Raw genomic sequence first — 13,422 nt, forward strand, 5'->3', positions numbered from 1 at the left:
GCGCTTTTCCTCGGGGCGCGCCACGCGCTTCCTTAGGTCGTCGCGAAACGAAACGAGCGCCCTTGCGGCGCTCGTTGTCGTTCTTGCTATGGTGCGATTCGTGTGCAGCTATCGAACGCTGCGGACTCAAGCGTCTGCCGGCGTGTCGACGTAGCGCAGACCCTTTTCGGCAAGGCGCTCGCGCATGCCGTAATAGTCGAGGCCGAGCGTGCCGCCCGCGAGCACCGCGCGCGTCTTTTCTTCCTTGGCGAGGCGCGCCTGGGTCGCTTCCACGACCTTCGCGACCGTGGCGAACGGCACCACGACCACGCCGTCGTCGTCGGCCACGATGACGTCGCCCGGATGCACGATCTGCTGCGCGCACACCACCGGCACGTTCACCGAACCGAGCGTTTCCTTCACCGTGCCTTGCGCCGACACGGCCTTCGACCACACCGGGAAGTCCATCGCCTTCAGTGCGCGCACGTCGCGGCAACCGGCGTCGATGATCAGGCCGCGTACGCCGCGCGCCGCGAGCGAGGTGGCAAGCAGCTCGCCGAAATAGCCATCTTCACAGGGCGAAGTGGGCGCGGCCACGACCACGTCGCCTTCGCGACACTGCTCCACGGCCACGTGCAGCATCCAGTTGTCCGAGGGCGGCATGAGCACGGTCACGGCCGGGCCCGCAATCGCGGCGCCCGAATAGATGGGCCGCAGATACGTGGCGAGCAGGCCGAGGCGGCTTTGCGCCTCGTGCACGGTGGCCGTGCCGGCTTCCTTGAGGATTTCGATATGGCGCGCGTCGGCGCGCGGAACCTGGGTGACGACGACACCACGTTTCATGACAGATCTCCCACCACTGCGGGCGTCAGGCGCATATAGCCTTCCGCGTATTGAATGTCGCGCTTCGCCGTAATGCCGATGTTGCGCTTGGCCTGCACGCCGCGCTGTTGCGCGACACGCGTGTAGTACTCCCAAAGGTGCTCCTGGCCCGCCATGCACTCGATGGCGCGGCGCTTCACGTCCCACACTTCGGTGATGTCGAGGAAGGTGTTGGGAATCCACTCGCACTGCTCGGTCTGGTGCGGCTCGAACGCGTAGACCGGCGGCGCGCCGACGATCTTCTGCCCCGGATTGTGGCCTTCGGCCTGGGCGATGATGCGCGCTTCCTGCGCCACGTGCATGGCGAGCGGATGATCGAAGTTGTACGGGTCCTTCTGCGAGTGGCTCAGCACGAACGCAGGCTGCACGTCGCGATAGACGTCGACGAGGCGCAGGAGCGCTTCATCGGAAACGCGCAGCGGGTAATCGCCCAGGTCGAAGAACTCGCATTCCGCGCCAAGAATCCCGGCGGCGGCGAGCGCCTCCTCGCGGCGCGCGGCCTTCACTTTCTCGATGGTCATGTCGGGGCCCTTGCGCCAGAGCTTCGCCGACTCGCCGCGCTCGCCGAACGAGAGGCACACCACCTTCACGCGATAGCCGTTCTTCTTGTGCAGGGCAATCGCACCGCCCGCGCGCCATACGAAATCCGCGCTGTGTGCGCTCACCACGAGCATCGATTTTTCAGTCATTTCCGGTTCACCAGACGTCGATCATCACGAAGCCCCATTGTAGGTTTGGGCGCACTGCGCGAACCAACGAAAGGACTGCCAAAAGGCATCGAATCTGCTTATCGGCGCCGCAGGGAACGCGCCTCGAAAACGGGCCATGCCGCGTCTTGCCCATGCAGCGGCAAGCGTCGCGCGGTGCATTGGTTGAGCGCGCAACGACGCTGGACGAAGCCGCGCGCCCGCGTGGCGCACCCAACTCTTGCGACCCCGAATTTTTCCAACCTTTCGTTGCGCCCACATCGAATGCCTCGTACTGAAATTGTTGCGTAAACGCTGAATACACCTATTGACCGCAATATTTAAATAACAAGCATTCTCATTTGCAATACAATCCGCATACTTTTCCGGGCCGCTCATGGGGCCAGCTCCGCGAGCCCTGTCTGACCGGCAAAGCATAACCATTCGCCCGGAGCCTGCGCGCAGCGCCAAGGCATCACGGAGCGCCAGCGCTACCTTCGCTACGACCCTTTTTATGTCCGCATCCCGTCTGCACACGCCCTTCAACTTGCCTTCGCGCCTCCCCGCTTCCCGCGTCACGATCCTCGCCGCGATTGCCGTCGCGTTCAGCCTGCCCGCCGCGGCGTTCGCGCAAACCGCCGAGGCGCCCGCCGCCGCGAGCGGCGCCGCCGCAACTGGTAACGCGAGCAACGCCACGCTGCCCACCGTGAAAGTGCAGGCGTCCCAGGAAACGCTGCCGGGCGACCTGCAGCCGACCTTTGGCGGCGGCCACGTGGCGCGCGGCGGCGACTTCGGCGTGCTCGGTTCGCAGAAGAACATCGACGTGCCGTTTAGCATGACCACCTACACCGCGAAGCTGATCGAGGACCAGCAGGCTCGTACCATCGCGGACGTGCTGTCGAACGATCCGGCCGTGCGCACCGCCTACGGTTACGGCAACTTCCAGGAGGTATACGTCATTCGCGGCTTCACGCTCGACAGCGACGATATCTCGCTTAACGGCCTGTACGGCATCACGCCGCGCCAGCTCGTCGAGACGGCTGCGCTCGAGCGCGTGGACATCTTCAAGGGTGCGAGCGCATTCCTGAACGGCGCGGCGCCCAATGGCACCTCGATCGGCGGCAGCGTGAACCTGCAACTGAAGCGCGCCGACGACAAGCCGCTCACGCGCGTGACGCTCGAAGGCAGCGCCTCGGGCGAGTTCGGTACGCATATCGACGTGGGCCGCCGCTTCGGCGACAACGACCAGTTCGGCATTCGCGTGAACCAGTACAACCGCGACGGCGAAACGAGCATCGACAGCGAAATGCGCCGCGCCAACCAGACGGCCGTGGCGCTCGACTGGCGCGGCGAAAAGCTGCGTCTGGAAGGCGACTTCATGTATCAGCGTCAGCACGTTTCCGACGGCCGCCCCGTCGTCTACGTGCTCGGCGACGAGATTCCCGGTGTGCCCTCCGCCACGCACAACTACGCGCAGACCTGGTCGTACAGCGACGCGGAAGACACCGTCGGCATCCTGCGCGCCGAATACGACTTCCTGCCCGGCTGGACCGCGTATGTGACGGGCGGCGTGCGCCACACGAACGAGCACGGCGAATACTTCTCGCCCTACTACACCGATCCCACGACCACCACCGGCTCGCGCCTCGGCGTCGTGCGCAAGGAAGGCGCGACCTCGGCGGAAGCGGGCGTGCGCGGCCACTTCAACACCGGCCCGGTGAGCCATTTCGTGACCGCGGGCGCCTCGATCGTGCGCGTGGAAACGCAGTCGGGCTGGACGCTTTCCGATTCGTTCCCGACCAGCCTCTACAGCGGCGTGCAGGTGCCGTATCCGGCGACGGCCTATCAGGCCGGCATGGACGGCAACCCGCCGATCACGGCGCTGAACCTGATGCGCAGCGTCTCGGCATCGGATACGCTCGGCTTCTTCCATGACCGCGTGCTGTTCACCGTGGGCATGCGTCACCAGGAGATTCTGTCGAACGGCTACTCGTCGTCGACGCTGCTGCAGACCTCGAACTACAACGACTCGATCACCACGCCGCTGTTCGGCCTCGTCGTCAAGCCGTGGGAGAACGTGTCGATCTACGCGAACCGCAGCGAGTCGCTTTCGGCGGGCGGCATTGCGCCTCAGGGCACGACGAACTACGGCGACCAGCTCGCACCGGAGCGCACGAAGCAGTATGAAGTGGGCGCGAAGTACGACAACGGCAAATACGGCGTGCAGCTCGCGCTGTTCCAGCTCGAAAAGCCGCAGACCTACACCAACAGCGCGGGCGCCTATGTGGCCAACGGCAACGAACGCCATCGCGGCGTGGAAGCGTCGGTGTTCGGCGAGGTGTACAAGGGCGTGCGTCTGATCGCGGGTGCAACCTTGATCAACGCCGTGCAGCTCGACACCGAAGGGGGTTCGACCGACGGCAAGACGCCGGTGGGCGTGCCGAGCTTCCTGCTCAACCTGGGCGCCGAATACGACGTGCCCGGGGTGCAGGGCCTCACGCTTTCGGCACGCTGGACGCATACGGGTCCGCAGTACTTCGATGCGGCCAACACCATGTCGATCAAGGCGTGGGACACCGTGGACATCGGCGCGCGCTATGCGACGAACGTGTTCGGCCGTCCGACTACGTTCCGCGCCAACGTTTATAACCTGGCCAACAAGGCGTACTGGTCGTCGACCAACGGTGGTTATCTGACGATGGGCGCGCCGCGTACCGTGCTGTTCTCGATGACGACGGACTTCTGACCGGCAAGCGTCAGCGCGTAGCTAGACGGACGAAGGGCCCGGCAGTTCATCTGCCAGGCCCTTTTTGCCTTTGGCGCATGTGTATGTGTATGGGCGCTCGACGTTGGTTACCCGCCCACCACCGTGATCGCAAACCCGTCCCAGCCTTTGCTGCCCACCGTCTGCACAGCCGTGGTCGCGAGCCGTTTGTCGTTTCCAAGCATGTCGAAGTAGCGACGCAAGCCGACCACGTCGTCCTCGTGATGCGCGGGGTCGGCCACGCGCCCCTCGCGCACCACGTTATCGGCCACGATCACCGTGCCAGGACGCGAAAGCTTCAGCACGCGTTCGAGGTAGTTCGGGTTGTTGCTCTTGTCCGCGTCGATAAACACGAAGTCGAACGGCGGTACACCTTGCGCGATGAGCGCATCGAGCGATTCGAGCGCGAGGCCCGTCATGACCGTCACCTTCGCATCGAGCCCGGCCCGCGCGATGTTCGCGCGCGCAACGGCCGCGTTTTCCGGGCTGAATTCGAGCGACACCATCGCGCCGTCGTCGGGCAGCGCGCGACCGAGCCAGATCGCGCTATAGCCGCCCAGCGTGCCGATTTCGAGTATGCGCCGCGCGCCCTGAATGCGCGCGAGCAGATGCAGAAACTTGCCCTGATTCGGCGCCACGTTGATCGCGCGGAGGCCCGCCTTGGCGCTCGCCGCGAGCGCGCCGTCGAGCGCATCGTCGGGACCGATCAGCCGGTCGCAGAACCAGTCGTCCACTGCCTGCCACGTTTGCTCGTTCATCACCCTGCTCCGTTTCTGGATCGAGCCGCCAAGATTACCTCACCCGCTCGCGACACGGCACAAGCGCGCGGTCGTTGCGCGCCTCTTCGATTCGATATCCTGAGTAATTACATGAACCGGAAGGCTGGCTTTCGGCGCATGATCCCCGACGCCCGCGTTGCGCGCTCGCAACGCCGCCGCCTTTCGTTGCGCGCGCAGGAATTGTCAGGCGCTCCGACCCGCCGGCCCAACCCGTGCGCCCAACTGTCAAACCGGTCGCGAGGCCGCGCCAGCCCGTCATCTGCGCGCTTTACGCAACGGGCATAAACACGTGCATTCATAGGGCGCGATCCACGGCTCTCCGTTAAACTCCACCACACATTGACGCCGTTTCGAGATAACGCCTGGCGGCACCACGCCGCCAATATCCATGGCCGCTGTCTTTGCGAGATAAAGACAGCCACTGCGAAGAAAACAAAGGGCTGTTGCGATGCGACTCTCCGTTCAAGTTGGGCTGGGCGCGCTCGTCGCCGGATTGCTGCTGGGGGCGAGCCTTTTCGCGGTGGACCAATCGGCAGTCGCGGCTACGCAGACGACCAGGGCGGCCGCGCCGGGCGCAAGCGACGTTCCCGCCTCCGCTCCCGCCGCGGCGCCAGTTGCGGCCTCTGCTCCGGCCGCTGCGTCCAACGCCGTCACGGGGCCCGTTGTCATCCAGACGGCCCCGGGCGCCGTCATTCCCGAGCCTGCCGCGTCGACGCCGCTCGGGCAGCCGCGCACGCGCACGTTCACGTTGCGACAGATGGGTGCGTACGGGCCGATCCCGCTGCGCGGCCTCGATCCCACCGGCGGCATGAACGTCGACGTGCGCACCGACGAAGTCGTGACCCACGCGAAGCTCAAGCTCGTCTACACCTACTCGCCCTCGCTGATCTGGTCGCTTTCGCATCTCAGAGTGTTTGTGAACGGTGAAGTCGTCGCGACGATTCCGCTCGTGAAGGACACGGCCGGGCAGCTCGTCACGAGCGAGATCGATCTCGACCCGCGCCTTTTCACCGACTACAACCGCATCAACGTGCAGATGATCGCGCACTACACGCTCGATCATTGCGAGGATCCCTATCATTCGAGCCTCTGGGCCGACATTAGTCCCGACACGTCGCTCACGCTCAACACGGCGGGCATCGTGCTGCCCGACAACCTCGGGCTTCTGCCTGTGCCGTTCTTCGACCGCCACGACAACCGCCTCGTGCGCGTGCCGTTCGTGCTCGCCGCCAACGCGGGCGTGCCCGTGCTGCACGCGGCGGGCGTCGTCTCGTCGTGGCTTGGCGCGCTCGCGAGCTATCGCGGCTCGCGCTTCCCGGTCTCGCGCACCGTGCCGCCCGACGCCAACGCCATCGCGCTCGTGCTGCCGGGCCAGGTGCCCGAGGGGCTGAACCTGCCGGAGATCAAGGGCCCCACGGTCTCGGTCATGGCGAACCCGGCCGCCGATCCGCAGTCGGGCCGCAAGCTGCTCGTGCTCGCGGGGCGCACGCCGGAGGAACTGATGAACGCCGCCTACGCGGTCGCGCTCGGCCAGGCCGGCATGGCGGGCAACAGCGTAATGGTGAAATCGATCGATCTCGGTCCGGCGCGCAAGCCCTACGACGCGCCGAACTGGGTGCCCACCGACCGCCCCGTACTGTTCCGCGAGCTGGTGACGGACCCGCAGCAGCTGCAGGTGTCGGGCTACAACCCGCCCGCGATCCGCGTGAATCTGCGCGTGCCCGCCGACCTCTATGCGTGGGCGCGGGGCAACGTGCCGCTCGACATCCGCTATCGCTACACGGCGCCTTCCGCGTGGAACGACTCGGTGCTCAACGTGAGCATCAGCGATCAGCTCGTGCGCTCGCAACGGCTGCGGCCCGTCACGCGCGCCTCCGACGAAGCGCGCATCAACGTGCCGCTGCTTTCGGGCTCGGACACGCGCGCCGCCACTAACCTCGAGATCCCCGCATTCCGCGTGGGCAGCGACAACCAGTTCCAGTTCCAGTTTCATATCGATTCGCAGAAGACGGGGCTGTGCACCTCCACTGCCAACGATGTCGCGCGCGCGGCCGTCGATCCCGACTCGGTCATCGACTTCAGCGGCTTCGCGCACTACACGGCGCTGCCCAACCTCGCCTACTTCGCGAACAGCGGCTATCCGTTCACGCGTATGGCCGACCTCTCCGACACGGCCCTCGTGATTCCGGACCAGCCCGACACGAAGGATCAGGAAGCCGTGCTCACGCTGCTCGGCCACATGGGCCAGTGGACCGGCCTGCCCTCGCTGCGCCTGACGATCGTGCCCGCCAGCCAGGTGGACAGCGTGCGCGACAGCAACCTGCTCGTGATCGGTTCGGGCTCGGGCGCGCAACTGCTCGAGAAGTGGGGCAATGACCTGCCGCTTCTCATCGAGCGCGGCAAGACCGAGGTGACCACGCGCGACCAGCGCAGCGGCTGGCCCGGCTGGCTTGGCGGCACCGAGGACGAGGACCCGACGCCGTCGGGCCGCTCGATCGTCACGCTCGGCGGACCGATGGCGGCACTGATCGGCTTCGAGTCGCCGCTCAGGTCGGGCAGGAGCGTGGTGGCGCTCGCCGCTACCTCGTCGGCGCAGCTCGGCGACGTGCTCGACGCGCTCCAGGACGGCGGCAAGATCTCGCAGATGCACGGCGATCTCACGCTCGTCCGCGAAGGCCAGGTGGAGGGCCTGCGCGTGGGCAACCGCTATTTCGTCGGCGATCTGCCGTGGTATGCGCGCGCCTGGGTGTTTATCTCGCGCTACCCGGCGCTGATGGCGCTCGCGGGCATTCTGGCCGGTCTGATCGTTGCGCTCACCGTGTTCTGGGCGCTCGGCCGCATGGCCTCCCGCCGCTCCGGGACCTGACGATGCGCCCGGGTTTGGCTACGCTCGCGCCCGCTCTGGCGCCACGGCTTGCGCCCCGGCTCATGCGCTGGCTCGCGGCGGGCGCGCTCGCCTGTGCGCCGCTCGCACCGCTCGCAACACTGGCGCTGCTGATGCCGGCGGCGACGGCGCACGCGGCCGCGCCGGCCGCCAACGCGAGCGCCAGCGCCAGCGCTGCAAAATCCGCCAGCCCCGCGGCCTGCGCCTGGCCCGCGTGGAACGCGTTTCGCAGCACGCTGCTGAGCGCCGATGGCCGCGTGATCGATGCGAGCACGCCGCGCCAGGTGACCGTTTCCGAAGGCCAGTCCTACGCGCTCTTTTTCGCGCTGGTCGCGAACGACCGCGCGAGCTTCGACAAGGTCCTCACGTGGACCGAAAACAATCTCGCCCAGGGCGACCTCGCCACGCATCTGCCCGCATGGATCTGGGGGAGGCGCGACATCGGCGAGGACGGCAAGCCGGTTGCGGCGTCCACAGCCGCGGGCGCAGCGCCGCAGTGGGGTGTGATCGACAGCAACCCCGCCAGCGACGCCGACCTCTGGATCGCCTACACGCTGCTCGAAGCCGGTCGCCTCTGGAACGAGCGCCGCTACACCGCGCTCGGCACGGTGATGGCCCGCAACATCGTGCGCGAGGAAACCGCCGTGCTGCCGGGTCTTGGCCGTACGGTGCTGCCGGGACCCGTGGGCTTTACGATCGGCACGGACGGCTGGCGCCTGAACCCGAGCTACGTGCCGCTCCAGGTCATGCGGCGCTTCATGCTCGCGCTGCCCGAGGCGGGCGAATGGAAGGCGCTGCTCGCTTCGTCGGCGAGACTCGTCAACGAGACCGCGCCCAAGGGCTACTCGCCCGACTGGGTCGAATATCACGCGAAAGGCGGCTTCGCCCCCGACGCGCAAACGCACGCCGAAAGCGCCTACAACGCGATCCGCGTGTACCTGTGGGCCGGCATGCTCGCGGGCGACGACCCACTGCGCGCCAGCACGCTCGCCACCTTCAAGCCGCTCGCGGACTTCGTCGGCGCGCATGGTTTTCCGCCCGAGCGCGTCGACACGACCACGGGCACACCGGGGCCCAACGAGGGCAACGGCGGGTTTTCCGCCGCGGTCGCGCCGTATCTGGCTGCGCTCGGCCGCAGCGATCTCGCGAACGCCCAGGTCGAGCGCAGCCGCACGCTCGCGCAGAAGTCGCCGCCTGGCTACTACAGCAGCGTGCTGATGTTGTTCGCGCTCGGCTACCTCGACGGGCTCTACCGATTCGACGCGCAAGGCCGCGTTGCCCCCGCATGGACGAGCGCATGCCCCACGCCGCGCTGAACGCCCTGGCATCTGCCCGCCGCGCCGCCCGTGTGCGCAGCGCGCGCCGTGAGGCGCGGCGCGCGGCTGCGCACGCATCGCGAGGCGAGGCGGTTTCACGCATGCCGCAGCAACGCTTGTTGCCGAACATCGCACCGCCTTTCGTGCCAAAACTGGTACCAAAATTCGCACCCAGACTCGCGCCGATCGTCGCGCTGCTGTTCGCGGCCTCGCCGTACCTCGCCTCGGCGCAGGCTGGCCCGCAGCCGGCGGCCAATGCCGCCACGCCGGCAGCGCAGGCCGCGCAGCTGCTCTCGGCCGCGCGCATGTGGGAAGGCAAGAATCGTCCGGATATCGCGCGCGGGCTCGTGCAAAAAGCGCTGCTGTTCGACCCGCAGCAGCCCGAGGCGCTCGCGTTGCTCGGCGAAATCGAGCTGCGTTCGAATCGCCCGGCCGAAGCCGCGAAAATCCTCGCGCAGCTCAAGAAAATCGCGCCCAGTGCGAGCGCAACGAAAGAGCTCGACGACGCCTACCGCGTCGCCACGAGCGGCAAGATGGAGATGGCGCAGATCCGCCTGCTCTCGGCCGCCGGCAAGAGCGAGGAAGCTTCGGCGCGCCTGCTCAAGCTCTTTCCGAACGGCGCGCCCGCGGGCGATCTCGCGGGCGACTACTACCGCATCCTGGCCGGCACGACCGCGGGCCGCGCGCAGGCGATCAGCGAATTGCGCACGCGCGTGAAGCAGAATCCGAACGATCCCCGCCTCGCGCTGATCCTCGGCGACCTGCTCACCGACCGCGCCGATACGCGCATGGAAGGCCTCAACCTGATCTATCACGTGTACCAGCGCCAGGACAGCAACCGTGCGTTCGCGCTCGAACTGTGGCGCCGCGCGCTCGCGAGCGCGGGGCACGACGATCCCGCCTATTACGTGTGGTATCTGCGCTACCTGCAGGAAGTGCCCGACGACGCCGACGCGAAGCAGACCGTCGCCGAACTCGGCAAGAAGCTCGGCGCGATGGGCCAGGCGCAGGCGCAAGCCCTCGCGCAGAACCCATCTGCCGTCATCAGCGCGCCGCCGGGCGCGGCCGCGGGCAACGCAAAAGCGTCCACCCAGGCGCGTGCACGCCCCCGTCCCGGCCCCGGCGCCGCCGATCGCGCGCGCGGCCTTGCGCAACTCGATCGCGGCGATCTCAAGGACGCCGAAACCTCGTTGCAAAATGCGCAGCGCGCGAACCCCAACGACGGCGAAACGATCGGCGCGCTCGGTCTCGTGCGGCTGCGCGAAGGCCGCCACGACGAGGCACGCGAGCTGTTCGCGCGCGCCCTCAAGCTCGACCCCGACAACGCCGGCAAGTGGCGCAGCCTCGAAAAGACCGCCACCATCTGGGGCACCATTGCGAAGGCGCGTGAGGCGAATTCGCAAGGCAAACCGGAAGAAGCCGAAACGCTCGCGCGCGAGGCGCTCAAGCTCGATCCGGGCAACACAACCGCCAGCGATATCCTCGGCAGCGCGCTCATCGCGCAGAAAAAGTGGCCCGAAGCCGAAGCCGTGCTGCGTCCGCTCGTAAACGCGCCGAAGCCCGACATGGACGCGCTGCGCGGCCTCGTGACGGTGCTGCGCGAGACGGGTCGCGAAAGCGAGATCGAGCCGCTCATCGCCGCCACGACGCCGCGCGTGAGCGGTTCGAGTGCCGGGCAGAAGCAGCTGCACGCCGAACTGCTGTCGATCCAGGCCGACCAGTTGCTCGCCGACAACCGCAAGAGCCCGGCCATCGCGAAACTCGAAGAGGCCGTGCGGCTCACGCCCGACGACGCCTGGACGCGCTTCAGGCTCGCGCGCCAGTACCGCGATCTGGGCCTGCCCGCACTGGGCCGCCAGGTCATGGAAGACGGCCTCAAGGTCTCGCAGGCGCCCGACATGCGCTACGCCACGGCGCTCTATCTGAATTCCGTGGACGACGTCGATGCGGCCGCCGCGCAACTCGACGCCGTGCCCGAAGCACAGCGCAGCGAAGGCATGCGCGAACTGATGGGCAATCTCGCCGCGCAGAAGAAGATCGCGCAGGCCCGCCAGCTCATCGCTCAGGGCAAGGAAGACGAGGCGCGCGCGCTGCTCGATTCCGCCGCCGCCGACGCGAACGCCGCCAACGATCCGCAGATGCTCGCCACCGTCGGGCGCGAGTGGATCGCGATCGGCGAGCCGGACCGGGGCCTGAAGCTCGTGCAGGACTGGCTCGCGGCGCACCCCGACGACCCGGCGGCGAACGGCGCGCGCGTGCGCTACGGCGAGCTGCTCGCGGCGGCCAACCGCGACGACGCGTGGGCGAACTGGATCGACGCGACGCGCGATCAGCCCGGCCTCACCGACGAACAGAAGGCCAGCCTCGACGACCAGGAGCTGCGCCTCGTCGCGCGCGAAACCGACCGCCAGATCGAGGCGGGCGACCTGACGGCCGCCCGCCATACGCTCGACGCCGTGCCCGACCGCCTCAAAACGACCAAGCGCTGGCTGCTCGAAGACGTCGATCTGCGCGAAGCGAAGGGCGACTACAAGGGCGCAATGGCCTCCGCGCAGAAGGTGCTCGTGACGCAACCCGACGACGCCGATGCACGCCTCGCCGTTGCGCGTATGCTGGAGCGCATGGGCCGAGACCGGGAGGCCGCCGACATGGTGCGCGCAGTGCTGGCCGACACCGCGGAGAACGACATCGACACGCGCCTTGCCGTGGCGCGGCGCTTCACCGCGCTCGGGCTGAACGACGAGGCTTCCGCCGTGGTCGATCCGTTGCGCGAGCAGTATCCGGACAACCCGGACATTACGATCCAGGCGGGGCGCGTTGCGCAGGCGCGCGGCAACTACAACGAAGCCGCGAGCCTCTATCGCACCTCGCGCTCGCAGGAAGTGGCCGAAGGCACGCAGCCCGACGCCGACGGCACGACCTCGGCGGGCCGCGCGCTGCAAAGCCTGGAAGACCGCAAGCAGGGGCAGGTCGCGACCGGCTGGTATCAGTCGAACCTCTCGGGCGACCCCGGCATTTCCGAGCTGCACGCCACCGAAGTCCCGCTATACGTTCGCATTCCTGATGGCTATACGGGCCACTACTTCTTCCACGCCGATACGGTCTATCTGAACGCGGGCACGCTGCCCGGCAACGACTTCGACATCGCGTACAAGTACGGCAAGATCGCCGCGCTCGGCAACGCCGGGCTCGGATCCGTCAACGAGACCGCGACGGGCGTCGCGCTCGCGGCGGGCTACGAGTTCAGCGGTGCGAACAACAGCTGGCGCGCCGACATCGGCAGCACGCCGGTGGGCTTCCCGATCACGAGCGTGCTGGGCGGCATTCAGTACCGCCACGACTTCCCGAGCGGTTCGTCGCTCTCGCTCGACGTCTCGCGCCGTCCTGTGACCGCCAGCCTGGTTTCCTATGCAGGCGGCATCGATCCGGTCACGGGCGAGAAGTGGGGCGGCGTGGTGCGCAACGGCTTCACCGTGCGCGGCGCGCAGGACTTCGGGCCCGGCACGATCTTCACGAGCATCGGCTTCGGCCTCTTGACCGGCACCAACGTGGAGACCAACCAGGAGTTCAAGGTTCGCAGCGGCTACGACTGGTCGGTGTTCAAGCGGCCCGACCAGATCGTGTCGAGCGGCCTCACGCTCAACTACTGGAAGTACTCGAAGAACGAACACAACTACACGTTCGGTAACGGCGGCTACTACAGTCCGCAAAGCTATTTTTCGGTCAGCATTCCGCTCGACTGGACCGGCCGCTACAAGAAGCTTTCCTGGGAGATCGACGGATCGGTGGGCATGTCGTTCACCAACGAGAACGAGTCGCCGTTCTACCCGACACGCCCAGGCCTGCAGGCCCAGGCGCTCGCGTTCATGAGCGCCAACGACCTCGGTTCGCCGTTCTTTGGCGGCGGCTCGGGCGGCGGCTTCAGCTATACGGTCGAAGCGGCGGCCGAATATCGCGTGACGGAGCACTTCGTGGTGGGCGGCCGCTTCCGGCTCGACCGCTCGCGCGACTACGCGCCGAACGTAGGGGTGCTTTACCTGCGCTACTTCTTCTCGCCGCAGAAGGGGCCGGTGCCGTTCCCGCCGCGGCCGGTCGTCCCTTATTCGGCCTACTGACATGGCCACGAAGCGAG

General features: G+C 67.4%; 7 protein-coding genes. 4 read left to right on the plus strand and 3 right to left on the minus strand.

Annotated features, from left to right (window positions below; all coding sequences use genetic code 11):
* Nucleotides 1–126: 126 nt before the first annotated feature.
* Together AB4Y40_RS35335 and AB4Y40_RS35340 are read right to left on the minus strand one after the other, a co-directional pair.
* Nucleotides 127–822, minus strand: coding sequence for a 4-carboxy-4-hydroxy-2-oxoadipate aldolase/oxaloacetate decarboxylase (locus tag AB4Y40_RS35335; protein ID WP_368691793.1), 696 nt, complete (start codon nucleotides 820–822; stop codon nucleotides 127–129).
* Nucleotides 819–1,550 carry a PIG-L deacetylase family protein gene (locus AB4Y40_RS35340; protein WP_342923025.1) on the minus strand — a complete coding sequence of 244 codons (732 nt, stop codon included), beginning with the start codon at nucleotides 1,548–1,550 and terminating at the stop codon, nucleotides 819–821. Before AB4Y40_RS35340 ends, AB4Y40_RS35335 begins: the two co-directional genes overlap by 4 nt.
* Nucleotides 1,551–2,061: 511 nt before the next feature.
* Between AB4Y40_RS35340 and AB4Y40_RS35345 the strand changes: the two genes are divergently transcribed.
* On the plus strand, nucleotides 2,062–4,293 hold the full coding sequence (locus AB4Y40_RS35345; RefSeq protein ID WP_368691794.1) for a TonB-dependent receptor: 2,232 nt from the start codon (nucleotides 2,062–2,064) through the stop codon (nucleotides 4,291–4,293).
* 107 nt (nucleotides 4,294–4,400) lie between these two features.
* Here the strand turns inward: AB4Y40_RS35345 and AB4Y40_RS35350 are convergent, their stop codons facing one another.
* Nucleotides 4,401–5,069 carry an O-methyltransferase gene (locus AB4Y40_RS35350; RefSeq protein ID WP_368691795.1) on the minus strand — a complete coding sequence of 223 codons (669 nt, stop codon included), beginning with the start codon at nucleotides 5,067–5,069 and terminating at the stop codon, nucleotides 4,401–4,403.
* A gap of 469 nt (nucleotides 5,070–5,538) precedes the next feature.
* Here AB4Y40_RS35350 and bcsB point away from each other — a divergent pair, with 469 nt between their 5' ends.
* The 3 genes from bcsB to AB4Y40_RS35365 all read left to right on the plus strand — a co-directional run bounded on the left by bcsB (nucleotide 5,539) and on the right by AB4Y40_RS35365 (nucleotide 13,405).
* A complete protein-coding gene (bcsB, locus tag AB4Y40_RS35355) occupies nucleotides 5,539–7,956 on the plus strand; it encodes a cellulose biosynthesis cyclic di-GMP-binding regulatory protein BcsB (RefSeq protein ID WP_368691796.1) in 2,418 nt (805 codons plus the stop codon).
* A 2-nt stretch (nucleotides 7,957–7,958) separates the two neighbouring features.
* Nucleotides 7,959–9,290: a cellulose synthase complex periplasmic endoglucanase BcsZ gene (bcsZ, locus tag AB4Y40_RS35360; RefSeq protein WP_368691797.1), complete on the plus strand. Its 1,332-nt coding sequence runs from the start codon at nucleotides 7,959–7,961 to the stop codon at nucleotides 9,288–9,290.
* Nucleotides 9,291–9,391: 101 nt separating this feature from the next.
* Nucleotides 9,392–13,405 (plus strand): cellulose synthase subunit BcsC-related outer membrane protein, encoded by a 4,014-nt coding sequence (locus AB4Y40_RS35365; RefSeq protein ID WP_368691798.1) that lies wholly within the window; start codon nucleotides 9,392–9,394, stop codon nucleotides 13,403–13,405.
* Nucleotides 13,406–13,422: the final 17 nt, after the last annotated feature.

Source organism: Paraburkholderia sp. EG287B (genome assembly GCF_040965595.1).
In the GTDB taxonomy this organism is placed as follows: Bacteria; Pseudomonadota; Gammaproteobacteria; order Burkholderiales; family Burkholderiaceae; genus Paraburkholderia.